Origin of the sequence: Glycomyces buryatensis, assembly GCF_004912275.1 — a bacterium.
Classification (GTDB): Bacteria; Actinomycetota; Actinomycetes; order Mycobacteriales; family Micromonosporaceae; genus Glycomyces; species Glycomyces buryatensis.
In genome coordinates, this window is the sequence record NZ_STGY01000071.1 from 110825 (window position 1) to 134337 (window position 23513).

25 protein-coding genes are annotated in these 23513 nt (G+C 68.5%); 12 read left to right on the forward strand and 13 right to left on the reverse strand.

The window, feature by feature from the left end; translation table 11 throughout:
* Nucleotides 1-2 precede the first annotated feature (2 nt).
* Entirely contained in the window at nucleotides 3-950 is a 948-nt protein-coding gene (locus tag FAB82_RS20985) for a sigma-70 family RNA polymerase sigma factor (RefSeq protein ID WP_136536508.1), read from the forward strand.
* Nucleotides 951-1101: 151 nt separating this feature from the next.
* The gene (locus tag FAB82_RS20990; protein WP_211116736.1) at nucleotides 1102-2283 is read left to right on the forward strand and encodes an RNA-guided endonuclease InsQ/TnpB family protein; all 1182 of its coding nucleotides are present in this window, start codon (nucleotides 1102-1104) and stop codon (nucleotides 2281-2283) included.
* Nucleotides 2284-2370: 87 nt separating this feature from the next.
* Here FAB82_RS20990 and hisS read toward each other — a convergent pair whose 3' ends face one another.
* Both hisS and FAB82_RS21000 read right to left on the reverse strand, forming a co-directional pair.
* Entirely contained in the window at nucleotides 2371-3693 is a 1323-nt protein-coding gene (gene hisS, locus FAB82_RS20995; protein WP_136536509.1) for a histidine--tRNA ligase, read from the reverse strand.
* An 80-nt stretch (nucleotides 3694-3773) separates the two neighbouring features.
* Nucleotides 3774-4448, reverse strand: coding sequence for an MBL fold metallo-hydrolase (locus tag FAB82_RS21000; RefSeq protein WP_136536510.1), 675 nt, complete (start codon nucleotides 4446-4448; stop codon nucleotides 3774-3776).
* 126 nt (nucleotides 4449-4574) lie between these two features.
* Here FAB82_RS21000 and FAB82_RS21005 point away from each other — a divergent pair, with 126 nt between their 5' ends.
* The 4 genes from FAB82_RS21005 (at nucleotide 4575) to FAB82_RS21020 (ending at nucleotide 8974) form a co-directional block, all read left to right on the forward strand.
* Nucleotides 4575-4913, forward strand: a complete 339-nt coding sequence (locus FAB82_RS21005) for a hypothetical protein (RefSeq protein ID WP_136536511.1) — start codon at nucleotides 4575-4577, stop codon at nucleotides 4911-4913.
* 36 nt (nucleotides 4914-4949) lie between these two features.
* Nucleotides 4950-5861, forward strand: a complete 912-nt coding sequence (locus FAB82_RS21010) for a peptidylprolyl isomerase (protein ID WP_136536512.1) — start codon at nucleotides 4950-4952, stop codon at nucleotides 5859-5861.
* 221 nt (nucleotides 5862-6082) lie between these two features.
* Entirely contained in the window at nucleotides 6083-8368 is a 2286-nt protein-coding gene (locus tag FAB82_RS21015; RefSeq protein WP_136536582.1) for a RelA/SpoT family protein, read from the forward strand.
* Nucleotides 8369-8494: 126 nt separating this feature from the next.
* On the forward strand, nucleotides 8495-8974 hold the full coding sequence (locus FAB82_RS21020; RefSeq protein ID WP_136536513.1) for a hypothetical protein: 480 nt from the start codon (nucleotides 8495-8497) through the stop codon (nucleotides 8972-8974).
* Between the two features lie 55 nt (nucleotides 8975-9029).
* Here the strand turns inward: FAB82_RS21020 and FAB82_RS21025 are convergent, their stop codons facing one another.
* Nucleotides 9030-10238, reverse strand: coding sequence for an FAD-dependent oxidoreductase (locus FAB82_RS21025; RefSeq protein WP_136536514.1), 1209 nt, complete (start codon nucleotides 10236-10238; stop codon nucleotides 9030-9032).
* A 166-nt stretch (nucleotides 10239-10404) separates the two neighbouring features.
* On the opposite strand from FAB82_RS21025, the gene FAB82_RS21030 reads away from it, so the two are divergent.
* The gene (locus tag FAB82_RS21030) at nucleotides 10405-10605 is read left to right on the forward strand and encodes a YtxH domain-containing protein (protein WP_136536515.1); all 201 of its coding nucleotides are present in this window, start codon (nucleotides 10405-10407) and stop codon (nucleotides 10603-10605) included.
* Nucleotides 10606-10675: 70 nt separating this feature from the next.
* Here the strand turns inward: FAB82_RS21030 and secF are convergent, their stop codons facing one another.
* The 6 genes from secF to ruvC form a co-directional block, all read right to left on the reverse strand.
* Entirely contained in the window at nucleotides 10676-11866 is a 1191-nt protein-coding gene (gene secF / locus FAB82_RS21035) for a protein translocase subunit SecF (RefSeq protein WP_136536516.1), read from the reverse strand.
* 9 nt (nucleotides 11867-11875) lie between these two features.
* Complete coding sequence (gene secD / locus FAB82_RS21040) at nucleotides 11876-13753, reverse strand: protein translocase subunit SecD (protein WP_136536517.1); 1878 nt, start codon at nucleotides 13751-13753, stop codon at nucleotides 11876-11878.
* A 210-nt stretch (nucleotides 13754-13963) separates the two neighbouring features.
* Nucleotides 13964-14389, reverse strand: coding sequence for a preprotein translocase subunit YajC (gene yajC / locus FAB82_RS21045; protein ID WP_211116737.1), 426 nt, complete (start codon nucleotides 14387-14389; stop codon nucleotides 13964-13966).
* A gap of 83 nt (nucleotides 14390-14472) precedes the next feature.
* Nucleotides 14473-15531, reverse strand: a complete 1059-nt coding sequence (ruvB, locus tag FAB82_RS21050; protein WP_136536518.1) for a Holliday junction branch migration DNA helicase RuvB — start codon at nucleotides 15529-15531, stop codon at nucleotides 14473-14475.
* A 3-nt stretch (nucleotides 15532-15534) separates the two neighbouring features.
* Nucleotides 15535-16131 carry a Holliday junction branch migration protein RuvA gene (gene ruvA / locus FAB82_RS21055; RefSeq protein WP_136536519.1) on the reverse strand — a complete coding sequence of 199 codons (597 nt, stop codon included), beginning with the start codon at nucleotides 16129-16131 and terminating at the stop codon, nucleotides 15535-15537.
* Nucleotides 16128-16646 carry a crossover junction endodeoxyribonuclease RuvC gene (gene ruvC, locus FAB82_RS21060; RefSeq protein WP_211116738.1) on the reverse strand — a complete coding sequence of 173 codons (519 nt, stop codon included), beginning with the start codon at nucleotides 16644-16646 and terminating at the stop codon, nucleotides 16128-16130. The genes ruvA and ruvC overlap by 4 nt, the downstream gene beginning before the upstream one ends.
* Nucleotides 16647-16834: 188 nt before the next feature.
* Here ruvC and FAB82_RS21065 point away from each other — a divergent pair, with 188 nt between their 5' ends.
* Both FAB82_RS21065 and FAB82_RS21070 read left to right on the forward strand, forming a co-directional pair.
* The gene (locus FAB82_RS21065) at nucleotides 16835-18091 is read left to right on the forward strand and encodes a multidrug effflux MFS transporter (RefSeq protein ID WP_136536520.1); all 1257 of its coding nucleotides are present in this window, start codon (nucleotides 16835-16837) and stop codon (nucleotides 18089-18091) included.
* 96 nt (nucleotides 18092-18187) lie between these two features.
* The gene (locus tag FAB82_RS21070) at nucleotides 18188-18874 is read left to right on the forward strand and encodes a phosphoribosyltransferase (protein WP_136536521.1); all 687 of its coding nucleotides are present in this window, start codon (nucleotides 18188-18190) and stop codon (nucleotides 18872-18874) included.
* A 66-nt stretch (nucleotides 18875-18940) separates the two neighbouring features.
* Here the strand turns inward: FAB82_RS21070 and FAB82_RS21075 are convergent, their stop codons facing one another.
* Both FAB82_RS21075 and pdxT read right to left on the reverse strand, forming a co-directional pair.
* Nucleotides 18941-19708, reverse strand: a complete 768-nt coding sequence (locus FAB82_RS21075; RefSeq protein WP_136536522.1) for a YebC/PmpR family DNA-binding transcriptional regulator — start codon at nucleotides 19706-19708, stop codon at nucleotides 18941-18943.
* A gap of 19 nt (nucleotides 19709-19727) precedes the next feature.
* Nucleotides 19728-20363 carry a pyridoxal 5'-phosphate synthase glutaminase subunit PdxT gene (gene pdxT, locus FAB82_RS21080; protein ID WP_136536523.1) on the reverse strand — a complete coding sequence of 212 codons (636 nt, stop codon included), beginning with the start codon at nucleotides 20361-20363 and terminating at the stop codon, nucleotides 19728-19730.
* A 336-nt stretch (nucleotides 20364-20699) separates the two neighbouring features.
* Here pdxT and FAB82_RS21085 point away from each other — a divergent pair, with 336 nt between their 5' ends.
* Both FAB82_RS21085 and FAB82_RS21090 read left to right on the forward strand, forming a co-directional pair.
* Nucleotides 20700-21113, forward strand: a complete 414-nt coding sequence (locus FAB82_RS21085) for a hypothetical protein (protein WP_136536524.1) — start codon at nucleotides 20700-20702, stop codon at nucleotides 21111-21113.
* 20 nt (nucleotides 21114-21133) lie between these two features.
* Nucleotides 21134-21679 carry a hypothetical protein gene (locus FAB82_RS21090; RefSeq protein ID WP_136536525.1) on the forward strand — a complete coding sequence of 182 codons (546 nt, stop codon included), beginning with the start codon at nucleotides 21134-21136 and terminating at the stop codon, nucleotides 21677-21679.
* A 9-nt stretch (nucleotides 21680-21688) separates the two neighbouring features.
* On the opposite strand, the gene FAB82_RS21095 is transcribed toward FAB82_RS21090, so the two are convergent.
* Nucleotides 21689-21991 (reverse strand): hypothetical protein, encoded by a 303-nt coding sequence (locus FAB82_RS21095; RefSeq protein ID WP_136536526.1) that lies wholly within the window; start codon nucleotides 21989-21991, stop codon nucleotides 21689-21691.
* A 78-nt stretch (nucleotides 21992-22069) separates the two neighbouring features.
* Here FAB82_RS21095 and FAB82_RS21100 point away from each other — a divergent pair, with 78 nt between their 5' ends.
* Nucleotides 22070-22477, forward strand: a complete 408-nt coding sequence (locus FAB82_RS21100; RefSeq protein WP_168801700.1) for an SSI family serine proteinase inhibitor — start codon at nucleotides 22070-22072, stop codon at nucleotides 22475-22477.
* A gap of 57 nt (nucleotides 22478-22534) precedes the next feature.
* Here FAB82_RS21100 and pdxS read toward each other — a convergent pair whose 3' ends face one another.
* Nucleotides 22535-23455 (reverse strand): pyridoxal 5'-phosphate synthase lyase subunit PdxS, encoded by a 921-nt coding sequence (pdxS, locus tag FAB82_RS21105; RefSeq protein WP_136536528.1) that lies wholly within the window; start codon nucleotides 23453-23455, stop codon nucleotides 22535-22537.
* Nucleotides 23456-23513 lie beyond the last annotated feature (58 nt).

The window sequence follows — 23513 nt, forward strand, 5'->3', positions numbered from 1 at the left end:
CCATGGACACTGCCACTTTGGAGCGCTTCGAGGCCAACCGGGACCGGTTGGCCTCGCTCGCGTACCGCCTGCTCGGATCGGCGGCCGACGCCGAGGACGCGGTCCAGGACGCGTTCCTGCGCTGGCAGGACGCCGACCGGGACCACATCGACGTGCCCGAGGCGTGGCTGACCAAGATCGTCACCAACCTCTCGATCGACCGGCTCCGCTCGGCCAAGGTGCGGCGCGAACGCGCGGTCGGCGACTGGATGCCCGAGCCGCTCCTCGACGGCGACCCGATGCTCGGCCCGGCCGAGACCTTCGAGCAGCGCGAGTCCGTGTCCCTGGCGGTGCTGACGCTGTTGGAGCAGCTCTCGCCGGTCGAACGGGCCGTGTACGTCCTGCGCGAGGCGTTCTCCCACAGCCACAAAGAGATCGCCGCGATCCTGGACATCACTGAGTCGGCCAGCCACCAGCACCTCCATCGGGCCCGGCAACGCATCGCCGCCGAATACCCCGCCACCGGCCGCCACGACACGATCGACCGCGACACCACGCGACGGGTCGTGGAGGCGTTCCTCGACGCCGCCGCCTCGGGCAGCACCGACCGGCTCGTCGCGCTGCTCACCGACGACGCCACGGCGGTCACCGACGGCTTCGGACTGAGCGAGAAGCTGATGCACTACTCGGTCCCGGAGCGGTTCGCCGCCGCCGCCCGGGCCGCGTTCAAGCCGACCCCGGCGAAGCGGGAGCTCGCGGGCGGCTCCCCGGCGCTCCATGCCGGCCTCGTCAACGGCGCCCCCGCCATGCTCGCCGTCATCGACGACCGCGTCGTGGGCGCGGTGGTGTTCGAGGTCGAGGGCGAGAAGGTCTCGCACGTCCGCGGCATGGCCAGTCCGGGCCGGCTCACCCGACTCACCGAGGTCTGGCAGCGGCACGAGCACGACGCGCCGCTCATCGCCGACTGGTGACCTGTTCGAAGGTGCTCGTTTGCCACTGCTTGGTCCGATGGTTCGTTCAGCATGTTTCGGGACCGTCCCCCAAGTCTTCAGGGCACCAGAGAAACCACTACTGGAAGTCGCTCCGACTAAATTGTCGTACCCCTCCGATAGCGTTGGTGACGTGAAGATCGCGGTGCAAGTGAAGCTGATGCCGACGCCTGTTCAGGCGTCGGCATTGGCGGCGACTCTGCGCGTATGCAACGAGGAGGCGAACCGGCTTTCCGAACGCGCCTTTCGCGGTGACGCTAAGCCAACCCGCGCGCACTTGCAGCGGGTCGCCTACAGCGACTTCAAAGACCGCGGCCTGTCTGCTCAGCCTGCGCTGCATGTGATTCGGAAGGTCGCCGACGCGTACACAGTCTTGCGCGCCAACATTGCGGCCGGGAATCTCGGCGAACCTGGTTCGCGACGCCGGGTCAAGGCCGAATCGAAGCCGGTCGCATTCCGATCGGATGCGGCGCAGCCCTTCGATGATCGGTGCCTGTCCTGGCAGCACGATGCTGGGACCGCGTCGATCTGGACCGTGCACGGCCGCATGAAAGGCATCCGGTTCACCGGTGGCGCCGAACAATTGAAGGCTCTCCGCGAACATCGCAAGGGCCAGACTGATCTGGTCTGTCGCGATGGCATGTTCTATCTGGCCGCGACCTGCGAGGTCCCCGAAGCGGATCCGAACGAGCGGCCGGCGGGGTGGTTGGGCGTGGATCTGGGGATCGTGAATGTGGCGACCACCTCGGATGGGAAGGTCCGCTCCGGTAGAGGCCGAAATCGCCAGCGCCGTCGTGAGCAGGAACTGCGGGCGAAGTTGCAGGCGAAGGATACGAAGGCTGCGAAACGGTTGTTGAAGATCCGACGCCGCAAGGAACAGCGCCGGAATAGGGACGTCAATCACAAGGTTTCGAAAAGGATTGTGGCCGAGGCTGAACGCACCGGGCACGGGATCGCCCTTGAGGAGCTCAAGGGTCTCCGTGAGCGGGTACGGCTCCGCAAGCCCCAACGGGCCGCAGTCCACTCCTGGCCGTTCGCCGAGCTCGCGGAGTTCATCGCCTACAAGGCGAAGATCGCCGGCGTGCCGGTGGTATATGTCGACCCGGCATACACCAGCCAGGAGTGCTCGTACTGCCATTACATCGACAAGCGGAACCGGCCGAATCAGGCCGAGTTCCGGTGCCGGTCGTGCGGGGTCGTTGCCCACGCCGACCGAAATGCTTCCCGCAATATCGCCGCCCGCGGCGAGATGGCGTGGAATGCGGGGCGTCAGTCACGCGTCCCAGCACCGTCATTACGACAGTGCCGGATGTAGGAGTGAGCACGGCAGCCAGCCGCGGACGCCACCTACACGCTTGGCCTCTTTGGGTCGAGAAGTTGATTCAGTGCATTTCGTATCTTTCTACTCAGCGATGATCCGCGGGTGCAGGTCCTCCGCCGGAGGCTCCCAGGCGTCGACGTCGACGGGCACCTGGTCGCCGGAGCGGATGTCCTTGATCTGGGGGCCCTCTTCGCCATCGAACAACACGAACGGGATGCCGCGCTTGTCGGCGAACTTGATCTGCTTGCCGAACTTGGCCGCCGAGGGCGAAACCTGGGTGGGAATGCCACGGTCCCGCAGCCGCTGGGCGAGGGCGTTCGCGCCGGAGCGCTCCTCCTCGTTGGCCAGCGCGACGAGCACGCACGTGGGCACTTCGCGGGTGGCGTCGAGCCTGCCGGCCTGGAGCAGCGGCACCAGGATTCGGGAGACGCCGATCGACAGGCCCACACCGGGATAGGTGTGCTTGCCGTCGGAGGCGAGCTTGTCGTAGCGGCCGCCCGAGCAGATCGAGCCGAGGCTCTCGTAGCCCTCCATGACGGTCTCGTAGATGGTCCCGGTGTAGTAGTCGAGGCCGCGCGCGATCTTCATGTCCGCGATGACGAAGCCCGGCGCGGCCTTGGACGCGGCCTCCACGATGGCGGCGAGTTCGTTCAGGCCCTCGTCGAGGAGCGGGTTGGACACCCCGAGCGCGCGGACCTCCTCAACGAACGAGGTGTCGGCGGCGCTGATCGAGGCGAGCTTGAGACAGGCCTCGGCCTGCTCGAGGGTCGCGTCGACCGTGTCGATCAGGAGCTTGGAGACGCCTTCGGGGCCGATCTTGTCGAGCTTGTCGATGATCCGCAGCGCCTCCTCGGTGTCGCGGATGCCGATGCCCTGGTAGAAACCCTGGGAGAGCTTGCGGTTGTTGACGTGCATGCGCACCGGCGGGAGCGGGAGGCCGCGCAGGGCGTCGGCGATCACCAGCGCCACCTCGACCTCGTAGTGCGCGGGCAGCTCGCCGAGGTCGACGATGTCGATGTCGGCCTGCATGAACTCGCGGTAACGGCCCTCCTGCGGGCGCTCGCCCCGCCAGCACGGCTGGATCTGGTAGCGGCGGAACGGGAAGTTGAGCTTCCCGGCGTTCTCCAGCACGTAGCGGGCGAAGGGCACGGTCAGGTCGAAGTGCAGGCCGAGCCCGGAGTCGGAGCCTTCGGCGTCGGACTGGAGGCGGCGCAGGACGTAGACCTCTTTGGACGTCTCGCCCTTGCGGAGCAACTGGTCCATGGGCTCGACGGCGCGGGTCTGGAGGTTCGCGAAGCCGTGGAGTTCGAACGCCCGGCGGAGATGGTCCACGACCTGCTGCTCGACGATGCGCTGCCGGGGCAGCAGTTCGGGGAATCCCGAGAGCGGCTGGGGCCGTGACATAGGTGTCTCCATTCTTGGCGAAGCTTGCGAGCCATAGATGTGCATGATCTGGGATGAATGCTGGGCGAACTGCGGTCGGTCTAGGCGCGATGCGCCGCGACCAGATGATGCAGGTAGGCATTGCCGGCGCGCTCGGCGCCGATGGTGCTGCGCGGGCCGTGGCCGGGCAGGATCACCGTGTGGTCGTCCTTGGGCAGGACCTTGTTGACGAGGCTGGCGCTCATCTGGGTCTCTGATCCGCCGGGCAGGTCGGTGCGGCCGATGCCGTTGTTGAAGAGCACGTCGCCGGTGAGGCAGAAGGGGTCCGCGGCGCCGATATTGAACATGGCGGAGCCCTGGGTGTGGCCGGGGGCGTGGTCGACGGTGAAGGTCATCCCGGCGAGGTCGAGGGCACCGCCGTCGGCGAGGACGGCCACGTCGTCGGGTTCGGTCCAGTCCAGGCCGGTGCCGACGAGCGACATCATCCCGGGCCCGAAGCCCTGCATGGGGTCTTCGAGGAGGTGGCGGTCGGCGGCGTGGATGTAGGCGGGCACGTCGTTGGCGCCGCAGACGGGGGTGACCGAGAAGGTGTGGTCGAGGTGCCCGTGGGTGAGCATGACGGCGACGGGCTTCAGCCGCTTGTCGCGCAGGAGTTCCTCGAGGCGGGGGGCGATGCCGATGCCGGGGTCGACGACCACGCATTCGCTGCCCGGGCCGTCGGCGAGGACATAGCAGTTCGTGCCGAACGCGTCGGCCACGAGTGTCTCGATGAGCACCTGCGGTCCCCTCCTTTTCCGGCCCAAAGCCTACACCGACGGCCAGCCGTGTCGACCCCGACAGGTGCGGATACACTCCACATCTCGTACCCCCTTTACGAGTGACAGCATCTAGGAGGCCCGGCAGTGCCCGCCAAGTCGAAGCACATGGAGCGGCGCAAGCAGCGCATCGCGAACGCGAAGAAGAACGCGCGGCTCGCGAGCAAGCTCCGGCACCGCCGCCAGCTCCAGGCGCTGTTCGGACTGCTGGCGATCGCGGCGGTCCTCACCCTCGGGTACTTGTGGCAGAGCGGCTTCTTCAAGGATGACCCTGTCGAACCGCCCGCGGAGGAGACCCCGACCGCCGAGGTCACCGAGGCTCCCTCCGAAGAAGTCAGCGAGGGCGCATCGGAAGAGGCGAGCGACGGAGCGAGCGAGCCGGCCGAGGGCTCCGAGGCCCCGTCCGAAGACGCCGAGACCGAATAGACCCCTAGAAGTCAACGACGCGAAGGAGAACCGACGGTGTCGTCCAAACAGGCCCAGCGGATCACTGCCCGCCAGCAGTTGCAGCAGCGGATGTCCGCCAAGGCCGAGCAGCAGCACAAGAAGCGCAATGTCGCCTGGGCCGTCGGCGGGGTGGGTGCGCTCGTCGCGCTCGCGCTGGTGGCCTGGGGCGCGGTCGCGCTCTTCGGCCCTGAGGACGACGGTTCGGGCACGGACGATCCGGCGGTCGCGTCGCTGGTCGATGCCGCGAAGTCCGCCGCGGACCGCTGCGCCGACGCGAAGCCGAGCGGCGAGGGCGAGACCGCCGAGGCCTCCGAGGGCGTCACCGACGGCATGCCCGCGCAGCAGGTCTTCCTCGAGTGCGCCCAGCTGAGCGCCCCGGACGGCTCGGCCACGGCCGAGTGCGCCTACACCGCCACCGAGGGCGGCAGCACCCCGCAGGCGACCCAGCCGGCGGCGGGCAAGCAGGAGCTGAAGTTCGTGACGAACCTCGGCGAGATCAGCGCCGACATCGACACCGAGGGCGCCCCCTGCACGGCGGGCGCGATCACCACTCTCGCTCAGGCGGGCTACTTCGACGAGCAGCAGTGCCACCGGATGACCACGGACGGGATCTGGGTCCTCCAATGCGGCGATCCCGACGCCCGCGCGGCCATCGACGCCGGCACGCCGGAGTACGCCGGCCAGGGCAGCCCGGGCTACTCCTATGCGGAGGAGAACACGCCGGTCGAGTCCGAGGCGAACTACCCGGCCGGGACCATCGCGATGGCCAACGCCGGACCGGGCACCACCGGCAGCCAGTTCTTCATCGTCTACGAGGACACGACGCTCCCGGCCGACTACACGATCCTGGGTCAGGTGACGTCCGGCCTGGACATCGTCCAGCAGGTCGCCACCGCCGGCGTCGTCGAGGTCGTCGTCCCCAGCTAAATCCACGGCTCGCCCGGGTGCGGCACAGTGACGCGGGTCGCGGCATGAAACCGCGGCCCCGGCCGTTCGTCACGAAGCCTGACCCGCAGCTGTGCGCGGCTACGATATCAACCTAAGCTTGATCAGCAGGACCAGGCAGAGGAGGCGACGTGGTGACCGAACGAGCCGCAGGGCCCAGCGGTAAGCCCGCAGGCGCCCCCGCGCCGACGTCCGGTGGGCCGATGGGCCCGCCGACGGGGCGGAGGATGCGCGCGCGGCTGGCGAGGTTCAACGCGCCCTGGCAGTCCTCGACGCTGCCGGAGGTCCTGGAACCGCTGGTCGCCACCCACCGGGCCGCGCACCCGCGCGCCGACGTCAAGCTGCTCCAGCACGCGTACACGCGGGCCGAGGAGCTGCACAACGGCCAGTTCCGCAAGTCCGGGGACCCGTACATCACCCACCCGCTGGCGGTCGCCTCGATCCTGGCCGAGCTGGGCATGGACACGAACACGCTGGTCGCGGCGCTGCTGCACGACACCGTGGAGGACACCGACTACGAGCTGGACGAGCTCGAGGCGGAGTTCGGCGGGGAGGTCCGGCTGCTGGTCGACGGCGTCACCAAGCTCGACAGGGTGAAGCTCGGCGACGCGGCGAAGGCCGAGACCATTCGCAAAATGGTGGTGGCGATGGCCAAGGACCCCCGGGTGCTGGTCATCAAGCTCGCCGACCGCCTGCACAATATGCGCACCCTGACGTTCCTGCCGCCCGCCAAGCAGGAGCAGAAGGCCCGCGAGACCCTCGAGATCCTCGCTCCCCTGGCCCACCGCCTCGGTATGAACACCATCAAGTGGGAGCTGGAGGACCTGTCCTTCGCGACCCTCTACAAGAAGCGCTACGCCGAGATCGCCCGCCTCGTCTCGGAGCACTCCCCGCAGCGGGAGATGCTGCTTCAGCAGGTGACGGCCCAGGTCAAGGAGCACCTGAAGGAGTCGCGCATCAAGGCCGAGGTGTCAGGTCGGCCTAAGCACCTGTACTCGATCTACCAGAAGATGATCGTGCGCGGCCGCGACTTCAACGACATCTACGACCTGGTCGGGCTCCGCATCCTGGTGGAGAACGAGCGGGACTGCTACGCGGCGCTCGGGGTGATCCACGCGAGCTGGCAACCGGTGCCGGGGCGCTTCAAGGACTACATCGCGATGCCGAAGTTCAACATGTACCAGTCGCTGCACACCACCGTGATAGGCCCGAACGGCAAGCCGGTCGAGATGCAGATCCGCACCTGGGCGATGCACCGCACCGCCGAGTACGGCATCGCCGCGCACTGGAAGTACAAGGAGACCAAGAACTCGACCGTCGCCGGTCCCCCGGCCCACATCGACGACATGGCGTGGCTGCGCCAGCTGCTGGACTGGCAGCGCGAGGCCGCCGACCCGTCGGAGTTCCTGGACGCGCTCCGCTTCGACCTGGCCTCCTCCGAGGCGTACGTGTTCACCCCCAAGGGTGATGTCATCGCGCTTCCTGCCGGCTCGACGCCGGTCGACTTCGCCTACGCCGTCCACACCGAGGTCGGCAACCGGTGCATAGGCGCTCAGGTGAACGGCAAGATCGTGCCGTTGGAGTCGACCCTGTCCAACGGGGACGTCGTCGAGGTCTTCACCTCGAACTCCAAGGACGCCACGCCCAGCGAGGACTGGCTCACTTTCGTCAAGAGCCCGCGCGCCCGCACGAAGGTCAAGCAGCACTTCAAGCGCGAGCGGCGCGAGGAGGCGATCGAGCTCGGCAAGAACGAGCTCACCCGCGCCATGCGCAAGCGGCGTCTCCCCATGCAGCGCATGCTGACCCACGACAACCTGACGTCGCTGGCCAAGGACATGAACCTGAAGGACGTCGAGGCGCTGTACGCGGCCCTGGGCGAGCACCACATCAGCTCCACGGCCGTGGTGCAGCGGCTGCTGGAGGTTCAGGGCGGCGCCGAGGGCGCCACCGAGGACATGGCCGAGGCGACCGCCCCGACCCAGCCGGCCAGGATCGTCCCCGAGGAGCACGGCGACATCCACGCCGCGGTCACCGTCTCCGGCATGGAGGACGGCGACATGCCGGTGCGGCTGGCCCACTGCTGCAACCCGATCCCCGGCGACGCCATCATCGGCTTCGCCACCCGCTACCACGTCATCTCGATCCACCGCCGGGACTGCGAGAACGCCGAGGAGCGCATCGAGCTGCAACCCGATCGGGTACTCGAGGTGAGCTGGTCCAGCGAGGACGACCAGGCCACGTTCGTCGCGACGGTCCAGGTCGAGGCGCTCGACCGGCACCGGCTGCTCGCCGACGTCTCACAGGTGCTGTCGGGCGAACGGGTGTCGATCCTGTCGGCCACGGTCACCACGACCAGGGACCGGGTCGCCTTGTCCCGCTTCACGTTCGAGATGGCAAATCCCGAGCATTTGGATCACATTATGAAAGTGATCCGGAAGGTCGACGGCGTCTACGACGCCTACCGCTTGACGGGAGCCGAGCGCAGCTAGGGGTCCTCGGACACCCGCTAGAACCGACGTGTCGAGAAGGAATCACCCCTCCCCCGGGCAGGTCCCACCGTGCGCCGACCCAGTATGTTGTGGCGGTCCCGAACCGGCGCAATGAAAGGCACGGCAATGACCGATCTCTCCGACTTCGAAGGCGACGCGCGCGCCCTGATCCTGGACACGCCTCGGGCCGTCATGGAGGGCGCCATCGTCGTCGATGGAGAGGTGAAACCCATGGCGTTCCTCAAGGAACTCACGGCCGGCGCCTCGGTCTTCCGCGAAGCCCAGCGGCACGAGAACGCCTTCGTGCGATCCGTCGCAGTCGCGCTCCGCAAGGGCGGGGGCTCCGAGTCCGAGCACAAGGGCATGCCCGATCCGATCGAGGCGGTGGCCAAGGCGCACAGGCTGATCGAGGAGACCACCGCGCTGCTCCGCGAGCGGGCCGACGAGCAGGACGCCGCCGCGTACGGCGCCTGGCTAGTACGCCTCGCCACGAAGGTCGCCGAGGCCTCCAAGTCCAAGACCGGCGGCCTCTTCAGCAAGAAGGTCGCGATCTCCGAGGCCGAGCGGGAGTTCATCGAGCAGGTGGAGAGCCTGGTCGTACGCTGATGCTGGCCTTAGTCCGCCGTACCCCTCACCGAATCGCCGTGGCTCAGCGGGTAATTCAAGCCGCCGCTTCCCAGTCGATCCGGTACCCGTACTGCCAGGCGGTCTTCTCCGGAGTGTTGAAGCGCTCCATGAAGAACGGCATGAGCGCGTCCCTGATCCTGGCCGCGATCGGCCCGGCCGCCTTGTTCTGATTGGTGCGCGCGGCGGCGGCGATGATCCGCTCCACCCGGTCGGCCCGGCCCCGCCTATAAGCGGCGAAGGCCGCCTCCACCGGCAGGTCGCGCAGGCACCGCGCCAGCTCGACCGCGGACTCGGCCGCGAGGCTCGCCCCCTGTCCCGACGACGGCGAGGTCGCGTGCGCGGCATCCCCGACCAGGGCGATGCGGCCCTTGGACCACTGTGGGACGTGCGGCAGGTCCTCGAGCGGGCCGGGCGGGGCGAACTCGTCCGGTGTCACCCGGTCCAGGAAGTCCAGTGCCGGTCCGGCGTCGTCGGCGAACGCGGCCCGCATCCGCTCCATCCACTCTTCGAATCCGGTGGCGCGCACCGCATCCGCATCGAGGCGCTTGACCGGGAGGTTGGCGAACCAGCCGGTCCGCTCGCCGCAGGTGACGTAGCCGAAGAAGGCGCAGCGGCCGAAGATGAAGTGCCAGGCGCCCCCGGTGTCGGCCAGCCCCGCGCTCGGCACGTAGCCGCCGAGCCCGATCAGACCGGTGTAGCGGGGGGAGGGGGCGGCGGGATCGATGATGCCTCGCACCGTCGAGCGGATGCCGTCGCAGCCGATGAGGAGGTCGGCCTCCGCGGTGGTGTGGTCGTCGAACCGGGCGATGACGCTGCGGCCGGTGTCGACCGCACCCACGAAGCGGCGCCCGTAGACGATGGAAATGCCCTGTTCGACCGCGCTCTCCTGCAACTTCTCGATCAGATCCGCCCGGGTCAGGGTGATGCGGGGCGGCAGGTCCGGATCGTCGTCCATGGCGCCGAGGACCTTGCCGGAGCCGCTCTGAATGATCATGCGGGGCGTGGGGTGCCCTGCCTGCTTGACCGCCCGGTCCGCGCCGACGACGGCGAGCGCGTTCTGCCCGTTCGAGGCGAGGGTGATCGGGCCGCCCCGGCTGCCGGTGCCGGGTGCATAGGGCTCGTAGACGACTGACTCGATGCCGGCCTTGCGCAGGGCCAGGGCGACCACGGGGCCGGCCACTCCCGCGCCGATGACGATCGCGGTGCGGGCCCGGCCCTGGTTGGTTTCAACGGTGCTGTTCATGGGGACGACGGTAAGAGGCAGGTCGCCTCGTCCGCATCAGCCCGCAGTCGCGTTCGGGGGTCGACTCAGGGAGTACGCGCCGGGCCGTGCCCGGATCGGCGAGATTTCCCTCCGAAACTCGCCCAGCACCTATAGTGAGGATGTCTCAGCCAAGGAGGAAACCACGGTGGGCATGTCAGACAAGTTCAACGAAATGAAAGACAAGGCCTCGGACAACGCCGGCGACATGAAAGACAAGGCCGACGAGATGTTCAACAAGGCCAAGGAGTCGCCGCTGGGCGACAAGGTGGACGAAGTCACCGAAACCGTCAAGGACAAGGCCGGGGAGGCCATGTCCAAGATGAAGGGCAAGAAGGGTTCCGAATAGCCCACGCGGACGTACGAGAGGGCGGGCGGATCAGAATGGATCCGCCCGCCCTCTTTCGTGTCAGTAGGTCTTAGCGGCGCTTCTTGCGCCGCTGCGCGCGCGAACCGCCCGAGGGACGGGACGAGGCTCCAGCGGAGGCACCGGCGGAAGCGCCGGCGGTCGACTCCTCCAGCAGCTCGATCGGGAGCTCATCGGTCTTGGCCGTGGGCAGCGCGTCGTCATCGTCGTCATCGTCGGAGGCGTCGCGCCGGCCGGCGCGCTTGTTCTCGACCTTCTTGTGGTGGCGCTTGTAGACGGCGCTCCGCTCGGCCATGTCGACCACCAGGGGCGAGGCCAGGAAGATCGAGGAGTACGTACCGACGATGATGCCGACGAACAGCACCAGCGCCAGGTCCTTGAGCGTGCCGACGCCGAGCATGCCGACGCCGATGAACAGCAGCGCCCCCACCGGCAGCACCCCGATGAGCGAGGTGTTGATCGACCGCATGAGCGTCTGGTTGACGGCGTCGTTGACGCCCTCGGCGAAGGTCTGGTTCCGCGTCTGGAGCAGGTTCGCGGTGTTCTCCTGGACCTTGTCGAAGACGACCACCGTGTCGTACAGCGAGTAGCCCAGGATGGTCAGCATGCCGACCATGGTCGAAGGCGTGATCTCGAAGCCGACCAGGGAGTAGATCCCGGCGGTCAGGAGCAGGTCGTGGCCGAGGGCCGCGAGCGCGGCGACGGCCATGCGGCGCTCGAACCGGACCCAGATGAAGATCGAGACCAGGACCAGGAAGACGGCGAGCGCGACCAGGGCCTGCCGGGACACCGAGGCGCCCCAGGTGGCCGATACCTCGGAGACCGAGATCTGGTCGGCGTTGACATCGGCGGCCTCGGCCATGGCGGTCCGCACGGCCTGCGTGGTGTCCTCGTCGAGGTCGCCGGTGCGGATGACGAACGAGGCGCCGTCGCCGGACCCGGCGGTCTGCGCGGAGGCCACCTCCGCCCCGGCCTCCTCGGCGGCGTCCTCGACCTCGGTGATGGTCACATCTGGGTTGCCGGCCGGGACGTTGTACTGGTTGCCGCCGGCGAAGTCGATGCCGAGGACGAAGCCCTTGACCACCATGACCAGGACGCAGGCGCCCAGGACGATCGCCGAGGCGAGGTAGAAGCGATTCCGGTTGGCGACGAACTGGAAGTCCGTCTCGCCCCGGTAGAGCCTGCTCCAGATCGACGGCGTCTTGTCCTTGCGCGGGGAGGTTTGCTTTTGCTGAGTGCTCATCGGTGCTCCTTAACCGCGCGTGGCCGCGTCGCCGGTGGCCGGGGTCGACTTGGTCCGCAGCCCGGAGAGATGGACGTTGTTGAGGATCGAGCCCCGCGACAGCCAGGCGGCGATCGGGTGGGTGAACAGGACCACGACCAGAATGTCCACGAGGGTGGACAGGCCCAGCGCGAACGCGAAGGCGCGGACCGGGCCGATGGCCAGGATGTACAGGACCACGGCCGACAGCATCGAGATGGCCGCGGAGGACAGGATGGTCCGGCGGGCGCGGGTCCAGGCGCGGGGCACGGCCGAGCGCGCGGACCTGCCCGAGGCCATCTCCTCCTTTATTCGCTCGAAGTAGACGACGAACGAGTCGGCGGTGATGCCGATGGCGACGACGAAGCCGGCGATGCCCGCGAGGGTGAGCGTCATGCCGATCTGCGAGCCCAGGAGCGTCACCGTCGGGTACAGGACCACGGTGGCGACCAGGAGGCTGCCGAGGACGATGAAGCCGAGCAGGCGGTAGTAGATCGCGCAGTAGATGAAGACCAGGATCAGGCCGATGAGCATGGCAAGCACGCCGGCCTGCAGCTGCTCGACCCCGAGGGTCGCGGTGACTTCGTCGATGGTCTCGACCTCGAAGGTGGTCGGCAGCGAACCGAAGTTCAGCTGGTCGGCGAGCTGCTTGGCCTCGGTGGCGGTGAAGTCACCGGAGATCTGGGTGGAGTTGGTGGAGGCCTCTTGAATCGTGGGGGCGGAGACCACCTCGTTGTCGAGGACGATGGCGATCTGCTGGCCGACGCTCTCAGCGGTGAGAGCGCCCCACTTGTCGGCGCCGCCGGTGGTGAACTCGGTGTTGACGACGTACTGGTTCGGCCTGGCCGGGTCGGAGCCGACGTCGGCGCTGGACACGTCCGAGCCGAGCACCTCGGCGGGCGCGAGGAGGTACTTGTTGGAGATCGTCCCGGCTTCGGGGTCCTCGGGGTCGACGTTCTCGGGGGTCGAGCACGCGGCCACCGGGTCGTCGGGCTTCTGGACCGATCCCGGCGGGCGGGCGTCGAGCTGCTCGCAGGTGATCTGCGGGACGTAGAACTGGACGTTCGCGGGCAGGAGGCCGACCTCTGCGGCGCTGAGCTCCCCGAAGGGCTCCAGGACCGCGGTGGTCGTCGGGTCGGCGGGGTCGGGGGCGGCGGTGAGGGCCTGCGCCGTGGCGGTGGCCTCCTCGCCGACCTTCGCCCACACGTCGTCGACGGTCATGTCGGCGGTGTCGGACTGGGCCGAGCCGGAGCCCTCGGTGGTGGCGACGGTGCCGGAGCCGGAGGCGTCCTCGGAGGTCTCCTCGGTCGGCTCTTCCGCGCCCTCGCTGGACTCGGCGGACGGGGTCTCGGCGGACTCCTCGCCGCCTTCACCCTCGGAGGACGTCTCGTCCTCGGTGGAGCCCTCGACCTCTTCCTCGGGGATGGTGATCCCGGAGGTGTCCTGGGTCTGGTCGGTGACGATGCGGAAACGCAGTTCGGCCGGGGCGCCGACGTCGCGCAGCGCCTCTTCGTCGGTGTCGCGCCCGGCCACGTTGACCACGATGTTCTCGGTGCCCTGGACGTAGACCTCGGGCTCGGTCACGCCGGTGGAGTTGACGCGTCCCTCGATGATCTGGCGGGCCTGCTCCATCGTCTCGGCGCTCGGCGCCTCGTCGGAGCCCTGCTGGTAGGCGGTGAGCGTCATTGACATGCCGCCCTGAAGGTCGAGGCCGAGCTTCGGTGTCGGGAACTTCCATCCGGCGCCGGCGAGGGTGGCGGCCCACAGCACCGCGATCACTATCAGGAGCGCTACGAAGTAAGGGGCGACTGGCAGCCGTTTGCGCTGGATCTTCTTCCGTGGGCGGTCAGCGCCCGTTACTGAAGCCAATGGTCGGTCTCTTCCTTGAAGTCGATGCGGTTCGGGCACAGGGGTATGCCCTCACCTCGTGGCGCCGCGCCGCTCGGCCCACCCGCAGCGAATCGACTGAAGGGAGTGGCCTCGCACACGCATCCTCGGCGCGGCTCATTCTAAACTGCCGCGTAAGTCGGCTTTGCCCGACCTGCAGGCCGCCCGATTGGCTACGCCGAGGCGGGAAGCTCAGTACTCCTTGCGGTCCGACTTGCCGGTGTGCTTGTCGCCGCCGTCTTCCTCGGCGGAGCGAAGCTTGTCGAGGTCGTCGTCGGTAAGCGTGGCGTCTGCCTCGGCCACCTCGGAGGACTCGTCCTCTTCGGGGGTCTCGGTGTCGGCGTCGGCGGGAGTGATCACCTTGGCGATGGCCTGGCGGGCGAAGACGAGGAAATTGTCGTCGCTGGCCTCAAGCGTCACCGTCTCCTCGTCGGAGTCGACCACGGTGCCGTAGAGGCCGCCGATCGTCATGACGCGGGCACCCGGAGCCACGGTGTTCTGCATACTCTGCTGCTCGCGCTGACGCTTCTTCTGCGGGCGGATCATCACAAAGTACATCAGGGCGATAAAGCCGACGATCATGATGATGAACGTCAAGTCCACGATGGTGCCTTTCAAATTTGTAGGTCCTGGCGTGGGCGGAGTCTATCCTGCGGCCCGGACCTGGCGATCGGACCGCTCCCGCCCCTATTGGGCCCACCCTACGCGTTGCCGGTCTCGAACAGCCCGTCGGTGTTGGGCGGGGCAAGCCCGAGATGCCGCCAGCCGGCGGCCGTGGCCACGCGTCCGCGGGGGGTGCGGGCCAGCAGCCCGGCCCTCACCAGGTACGGCTCGCACACCTCCTCGACGGTGTCGGATTGTTCGCCCACGGCCACTGCCAGGGTGTTCAGTCCGACGGGCCCGCCGCCGAAGGTGGAGACGAGGGCCCGCAGCACGGCGCGGTCGAGCCGGTCGAGACCGAGCTCGTCCACGTCGTAGAGCGCCAGCGCGTCCGAGGCGACCGGCTTGTCGATGACGCCGTCGGCGCGCACCTGCGCGAAGTCGCGGACGCGGCGCAGCAGGCGGTTGGCGATGCGGGGCGTGCCTCTGGAGCGGGAGGCGATCTCGACGGCGCCGGCGTCGTCGATGGCGACGTCGAGGATGCCCGCCGAGCGTTTGACGATGGCCTCCAGTTCGGCGTCGGTGTAGAACTCCAGTTGGCCCAGGAAGCCGAAGCGGTCGCGCAGCGGGCCGGTGAGGAGCCCGGCGCGGGTGGTGGCGCCGACGAGCGTGAACGGTTCGAGTTCGAGGGGGATGGCGGTGGCGCCGGGGCCCTTGCCGACGATGACGTCGACGCGGAAGTCCTCCATGGCGGTGTAGAGCAGTTCCTCTGCGGGGCGGGCGATCCGGTGGATCTCGTCGATGAAGAGGACTTCGCCGGGGCCGAGGCTGGTGAGGATTGCGGCGAGGTCGCCGGAGCGTTCGATGGCGGGGCCGGAGGTCTGGCGCAGGCCGACGCCGAGTTCGGTGGCGACGATCATGGCGAGGGTGGTCTTGCCGAGGCCGGGCGGGCCGGACAGGAGGAGGTGGTCGGGGGCGGAGCCGCGGCGGCGGGCGCCTTCGAGGAGGAGGGCGATCTGTTCGCGGACGCGGGTCTGGCCGATGACGTCGTCGAGTTTGCCGGGGCGGATGCCGGCCTCGGCGACGCGGTCGAGTTCGGTGGCCTCGGCGGCGGTGAGGGCGGCGTCCCACTGTTCGGGGGTGTAGTCGCTGTCGTCCATGCCTTATCGCTTCCCGAGCAGTCGGATGGCTTGCTTGAGGAGCGTGGGTACGTCCTGTCCGTCCGCGCCTTCGGCGTCGAGTTTCTCGATCGCGGTCTCGGCTTCCTTGGCGGACCAGCCGAGGGCCTGGAGGCCCTGGCCGACCTGGACTCGCCAGCCGCCGGGGCGGGAGCCGGCCTGGTGGGGCAGGCCCGGTTCGACGGGGCCGATCTTGTCGGCCAGGTCGAGCACGATCCGTTCGGCGCTCTTCTTGCCGACGCCGGGGATGCGCGAGAGCGTGGCGGTGTCGCCGGTGGCGATGGCGCGGCGGATGACGTCGGGGCGCAGGGAGTCGATGGCGTCGCGGGCGATGCGCGGGCCGATCTTCTGCGCGGTCTGGAGCAGTTCGAACAGGTCGCGTTCGGTCGCGGAGTTGAAGCCGTGCAGGGTGATCGAGTCTTCGCGCACGATCGTCGAGACGTGCAGGACGACGTTCGATCCGATTTTGAGGTTGGCGAGGGTGCCGGAGCCGCCTTGGACGGCGTAGCCGACGCCGTTCACGTCGATGACGGCGTATGACTCCCCTACGGAGGCAACGGTTCCGGTAAGACTGGCGATCATCGCGGTCCTCCATTGCCCGCCGCGGCGGCGAGGCGGGCCTTCATGCCGCCGCGCCACAGGTGGCATACGGCGATGGCGAGCGCGTCGGCGGCGTCGGCGGGTTTGGGCGCCTCTTTCAGCCGCAGGATGCGGGTGATCATGGTGGTGACCTGTTGTTTGTCGGCGGCGCCGTTGCCGCAGATCGCGGCCTTGGCTTCGGACGGGGTGTAGGTGGCGGTGGGCAGGCCGAGGCGGGCGCCGGCGAGCAGGGCGATGCCGGAGGCCTGGGCGGTGCCGATGACACTGGCCACATTGTGCTGGCTGAAGACGCGTTCGACGGCGACGGCCTCGGGCTGATGGTCTTCGAGGAACGCGCGCAGTCCGTCGTCGAGGGCGAGGAGGCGGTCGGCAAGGGGCGCTTTGGGGTCGGTGCGGATGACGCCGACGGCGATCATGGTGCCGGGTGCTCCCGGCCGTCCTTCCACGACCCCGACGCCGCAGCGGGTCAAGCCCGGATCGATCCCCATGACGCGCACTCGCCCCTCCGTTCTTCCCGTTCGCGTCAGCTTATCCGGGCGGTGTGACAGCTGTGGTCGGAGACGCTCGTGGCGTGGCCCATAAACTACTTGCCGACCGGCTAGGGATGGCGTTACGTTCGTAGTGGCCGGTTGCGACGATCTCGCCCCGAGGCCTCGACTCCCGTGCTCTACCAATCTTTTGTGAGATGACCGTGTCTGCTGCTGCGCTCAATTCGACCGTGCTCTCCGGCGGCCACCCGCGCCGCTTCATCGCCATGCTGGTCTTCGTGCTCGGTGCGCTCTCGGCGACCGCGCCGATCGCCATCGACCTCTACCTCCCGGCGTTCCCCGCGATGGCCGACGCGCTCGGCGCTCCCGAGAGCCGGATCCAGCTCACCTTGACGTCGATGATGATCGGCATGGGCGTCGGCCAGGCGTTCATCGGTCCGCTCTCGGACCGCTTCGGTCGACGGGCGCCGCTGCTCATCGGCATGAGCGTCTTCACGCTGGCTTCACTGGCGTGCGCGGTGACGACCAGCGCGGACCTGCTCATCGCCATGCGGTTCCTGCAGGGCCTGAGCGGCGCGGCCGGGGTCGTGGTGGCCCGCGCGGTCATCCGCGACCACTTCGAGGGCGACGACATGACCCGCTTCACCGCGAAGATGATGTTCGTGACGATGCTCGCGCCGATGCTCGGCCCGATCGTCGGCGCGCAGCTCATCCGCTTCGGCCCCTGGCCGACCGTGTTCGTGTTCATGGCGGTGCTGTCGGGCCTGTCGACCTTCCTGGTGTGGAAGTTCCTGCCCGAGAGCCTCCCGGCCCGGGAGCGGCGCTCAATGGGCATGCGCGAGTTCGGTTCCTCGCTCGGCACGTTGGTGCGCGACGCGCGCTTCATCGCGCCGACGCTCGTGGTCATCATGAACTTCTCGATGCTGTTCACCTACGTCTCGACGTTCAGCTTCATCTCGCAGGAGGAGCTGGGGGCCTCCCCGGGCTTCTACTCGCTGCTCTTCGCGGCGGGCACGCTGGCGCTCCTCGCGGGGAACCAGACGAACATGATCCTGATCGACCGCAGCGAGCCGCACCAGCGCATGATCTGGGGCATGGCGATCTCGCTGACCGGCGTCGCGTGGATCGCGGGCGTGCAGTTCGCGGGCGCCGAGAACCTGTGGACGATCCCGACCGGGATCGTGCTGATGATGTTCGGCTGCGGCGTCGTGTTCCCGAACGCGGGCGCGGCAGCGATGTCCTCGCAGCCGCCGCAGATCGCGGGCACCGCCTCGGCGTTCATGGGCTCGCTCCAGATGGGCGCGGGCGGCGTGATGCCCGCCCTCGCCACGCTGGGCGGCGTGACGCTGGGGAGCATGACCCTGGGATTGTCGGTCTATGCGGTCGCGACGGCTCTCGCCGTCGTCTGGACCATCCGGGTGTACCGCAGCGAGGCCGCCCCCGTGGCGGCATGACGGCGCTGACCCAAAGCTGACCCAGACCCAGACCCCGCCCGGCCTCGTGCCGGGCGGTTTGGTTTACCCGCCGTTTCCAGCGGGAATACTGTTCGGATGCGGGGGAAGATTTTCCGCGACCGGCGCGAGGCCGGCCGCGAGTTGGCGGGACTGCTCGGCGATTACCGAAGCCGCGACGGCGTGATCGTCCTGGGCCTCCCACGCGGCGGCGTCCCGGTCGCCTTCGAAGTCGCCCGGGCCCTGGACGCGCCCCTGGAGGTCTTCACCGTTCGCAAGATCGGCGTCCCCGGCCACGAGGAACTGGCCATGGGCGCCGTCGCCTCCGGAGGCGTGGTCGTCACCAACTACCAGGTCGTGGAGGCCGTCGGCGTCCCTCACGACCAGTTCGATCTGGTCGTCGCACGCGAGAAGGCCGAACTCACACGCCGCGAACGCCTCTACCGGGGCCCTCGCCCCGCCCCTGACCTGTTCAGAAAGACCGTCCTCCTGGTCGATGACGGCCTCGCCACGGGCGCGACCATGCGCGCCACCGTCAGCGCCGTCCGCGAGTTCGGCCCCGAGCGCATCGTGGTCGCGATCCCGACCGCCCCGTCCTCGGCCTGCCGGGAGATCTCGGCGCTGGTCGACGAGGTGGTCTGCGTGGACACCCCGCACCACTTCAGCGCGGTCGGCCAGTCCTACGAGGTGTTCGATCAGACCAGCGACGACGAGGTGCGGGATCTGCTCGAACAGGCGGTCCTGCCGGATCTGAGCGACGACGTGGACTACGGCGGCGAAGGCTGAGGCTCGGTGCCGGGCAGCATGCGGGGCCGGGAGCATTCGCTCCCGGCCCCGGCTTGACAGTGTCGATCAGGCGTCGGCGCTTTCGAGCTCGGCCATGACCTCGTCGCTGATGTCGACGTTGGAGTAGACGTTCTGGACCTCGTCCGAGTCCTCCAGGGCGTCGATGACTCGCAGGACCTTGGTGGCGCCGTCGGCGTCGACCGCGATCGTGGTGGAGGGCTGGAAGCCCGCTTCGGCCGAGTCGTAGTCGATCCCGGCGTCTTGGAGCGCGGTCCGGACCGCGACCAGGTCGGTCGGCTCGCAGCGCACCTCGAAGCCGCCCTCGCCCAGGTCCTCGACCTCGTCGGCGCCGGCGTCCAGGACCGCCATGAGGATGTCGTCCTCGGTCAGTCCGTCCGTCTGCGGCACCGCGATGACGCCCTTGCGGGCGAACATGTAGCCGACGCTGCCGGCCTCGCCGAGCGCGCCGCCGTTGCGGGTGAGGGCCACCCGGACCTCGGAGGCGGCCCGGTTCTTGTTGTCGGTCAGGCACTCGATGAGCAGCGCGACGCCGCCGGGCGCGTAGCCCTCGTACATGAGCGTCTCGTAGTTGACGCCCGCGCCGTCGAGCCCGCCTCCGCGCTTGACCGCGCGGTCGATGTTGTCGTTGGGCACCGAGCTCTTCTTGGCCTTCTGGATGGCGTCGTAGAGGGTGGGGTTGCCCGCCGGGTCAGGACCACCGGTGCGAGCCGCGACCTCGATGTTCTTGATCAGCTTGGCGAAGATCTTGCCCCGCTTGGCGTCGATCGCGGCCTTCTTGTGCTTGGTCGTCGCCCACTTGGAGTGGCCACTCATTCCGGCGTCCTCGTTCCTCTTACTCGACCGGTCCGGCACTGGACCGGACCATATCCACGAAGTATCGGTGCACTCGCGCGTCCGCGGTCACCTCCGGGTGGAAGGAGGTGGCCAGGCACGAGCCCGCACGTACGGCGACGATCCTACCGTCTGCCGCCCCTGCGGCTCCTTCCCCGCTGCTGACGCGGCCCAGGACCTCCACGCCCGCACCGACCCGCTCGACCCACGGGGCGCGGATGAACACGCCGTGGAAGGCACCGCCCTCGACCCCGTCCAGCTCGATCGGGGCCTCGAAGGAGTCGATCTGGCGGCCGAAGGCATTGCGGCGCACCGTCATCGGAATGGACCCGAAGGACTGCTGGTCGGCCCGGCCGTCGAGCACCTCGGAGGCCAGCATGATCATGCCGGCGCAGGACCCGAACGCGGGCATCCCGGCGTCCAGGCGCTTCTTGACCGGTTCGAACATGTCGAACACGGTCAGCAGCTTGCTCATCGTGGTCGACTCGCCGCCGGGGATCACCAGGCCATCGACCGAATCCAGCTCCGAGGCGCGGCGCACCGGGACCGCCCGGGCGCCCGCCGCCTCGATGGCCCGCATGTGGTCGACGACGTCGCCCTGCAGGGCCAGCACACCGATCTCGGGTACGGCTGCCATCAAAGAACTCCAAGAAACTCGAATCAACTGCCGCCACAAGCGTAGTTCGGTGGCGGCACCCCGCCTACCTGGGCAATCGCGACTGTGACCGACTAGGGCTGAGCTCACAGGGGTGGGCACTATCCGTTAGGCTCTGCGGGCGAAAGTGCCGCACCCCAGGGGGCGTTCAAGAGCCCCCGGCGAGGCGATATCGGAACCCATTTGTTCGCTCGCAAGGCGGAAGGGCTTCCAGATCCCGGTGTTGGATCTGGAAGCCCGACAACGAAGCGAGCGGGCAAATGGGCCCGATAGCGACCGTCTGGGGTTCTTGAACGCCCCCGAGGAGCTATGAGGACCATGCCCACGAAGACCGCCAAACGCAACCCGATGCCCCGCTCAGTCCGGACCGCGCGCAGAACGATGTGGATCCAGGCCGCCATCAGCGCCGCCGTAGCGGGCATGCTCGTGCTGCTGCACCACACCGCCACCGACATGGTCCCCTCGGCGGCCAAGGACGACGTGTACCGCGGAGCGGCCGGGCTCGGCGCGCTCGCGCTCTTCCTGCTGCTGTCGACCTGGCTCATGACCTACCAGTGGCGCCTGCTGTGGATCCTGATCCTGCTCAGCCAGGTCGCCAGCCTCGTCGGACTGGGATGGCTGCTGTTCACCGGCGGCCTGTACTGGGCGCTGTCCCTCGCCTTGGCTATCGTTCCCATTACGATCATCGGAACGCTGACCGAACGGTTCGCCCGCCGCTGGTTCAACCACTAACGCTCCGAAAGGCCCACGCGATGCTCCCGCAACCGAACTTCGGCCCGAACCCCGAACCCGCCGGCAGTGGCGACGAGGAAGTAGACGGCCCACCGAAGCAGTTGCGCCGCTTGCGAATCGCCATTTGGGTACAGGTCGTCTTCGGCGTCCTGGCCGGGAACCTCATGATCGTCAACATGTTCTCGCTGCGGCAGAGCTCGACCGACGAACTCGTCGCGACCTACACCGACGTCTACGTCGACCAGGGCGAGACCCAGGCCAATGCCGTCAAGTTCGCCCAGGACAGCGCCGAGTACTTCCACTCCTCGAGCTACCTGACCTCGACCCTGGTCATCGGGGGCCTCGCGGTCGTCGCCGCCGTCATCGGGGCGCTGTGCGCGGTGCGGCTGAAGACCCGCCTCAAGGCGGTCCGCTGGTGGGCCGTCGGCGCCACGGCGGTCCTGTTCATCATCGGAATGCTGACGTCCACGTCCTTCGGACTCATGGTGGCGCCGTGGGTGTTCGCCTCGGTGCTGGCCCTGTGGTGGCTGTTCGCCCGCGACGTCCGGCAGTGGCTGAACGAGTAGCCGCCGCAATCAGTTCGTGGGGTCGTCGGTGTCCTCGTCCTTGTCGCTGAGGTAGTCGATGAAGGCCGCGCGGGCCAATGGCTCGGACTCGCCCCACTTGCCCTGGGTGGCCTGGCGCCACATGCCGACCAGGTCATCGATCGCCACCCCGATCTCGGCCACGTCCGGGTCCAGGTCGCCGGTGTCACTGGCGGCCGGAGTGTGCCGGAACAGCTCGATGAAGAACCGCCAGTCGCGATTGTGGCGCGCCAGCTCGAACGCGCGGTGCTGGAGTTCGGGCGTCGAAAGCCGTTCGAGGTCTGCTGCGTCCATGCTTCTAGCCTAGGACGCCCGACCGGACCCGGTGTGTCGATGCGGTTTTGCGGTCCTTTGCCTACTTAGGATCGAATGATGTTCAAGAAACCAGTCCGCGCCGCAGCACTGCTGGCGGCCGCCGCAGCCGTCATGTTCGCCGCGCCCGCGCAGGCGCACCTGGCCCCGGAGGAATCGCCGCACAGCGAGTTCGCGCTCTACCTCGCCCCCGCCGGTTCCGGCAGCGAACTCACCACCCTGACGCTGGAGTGCCCGGGCAAGGAGAGCGAGCACCCGAACGCCAAGGCGGCGTGCCGGCAGCTGCAGCGGGCCCACGGGCACATCGCGGACATCCCGCCCGCCGACGGGATGTGCACCAAGGAATACGCCCCGGTGGTGGTCCTGGTGCACGGCCACTGGCACGGCGATAAGCGGGTCTTCGCCGAGAAGTACGGCAATGACTGTGAGGCCGCTCTGGCCACGGGCGGGTACCTGTTCGACATCTAGACCGAGACGCGAAGGCGGGCCGGGAGCTGGTGCTCCCGGCCCGCCTGAATGTCCTTGTCACCAGCCGCGCTTGGCCAGCTTCTGGTCCTCGGGGAGTGTGTCGACATTGAGGCCGACCATCGCCTCTCCCAGGCCGCGCGAGACTTCGGCGATGACCTTGGGGTCGTCGTGGAAGGCGGTGGCCTTGACGATCGCGGCGGCGCGCTTGGCGGGGTCGCCGGACTTGAAGATGCCCGAGCCGACGAAGACGCCCTCGGCGCCCAGCTGCATCATCATGGCCGCGTCGGCGGGGGTGGCGATGCCGCCGGCGGTGAAGAGCACGACCGGGAGCTTCCCGAGCTTGGCGACCTCGGCGACCAGCTCGTACGGGGCGCGCAGTTCCTTGGCGGCCGCGTACAGCTCGGTCGAGTCGAGGTTCGTGAGGCGGCCGATGTCCTGGCGGATCTGGCGCATGTGGCGGGTGGCCTCCACGACGTTGCCGGTACCGGCCTCGCCCTTGGAGCGGATCATGGCCGCGCCCTCGCCGATGCGGCGCAGGGCCTCGCCGAGATTGGTCGCACCGCACACGAACGGCACGTTGTACTGCCACTTGTCGATGTGGTTGGCCTCGTCCGCGGGGGTGAGGACCTCGGACTCGTCCACGTAGTCGACCCCGAGGGACTCCAGGACCTGGGCCTCCACCATGTGCCCGATGCGGGCCTTGGCCATCACCGGGATCGAGACGGCCTCGATGATCCCGTCGATCATGTCGGGGTCGGACATGCGCGAGACGCCGCCCTCGGCGCGGATGTCGGCGGGGACGCGTTCCAGCGCCATCACGGCGACGGCGCCGGCGTCCTCGGCGATCCTGGCCTGCTCGGGCGTGACGACGTCCATGATGACGCCGCCTTTCAGCATGTCGGCCATGCCGCGCTTGACGCGGGCAGTGCCGACTTCGGCCTGGGGCTTCTGAGTCTCTGACACGGTCACCGGCTCCATCTGAGGTTGAACGTCGTTAGGGGTGCCTGACCTGGTCGATTCTACGCGGCGATCGATC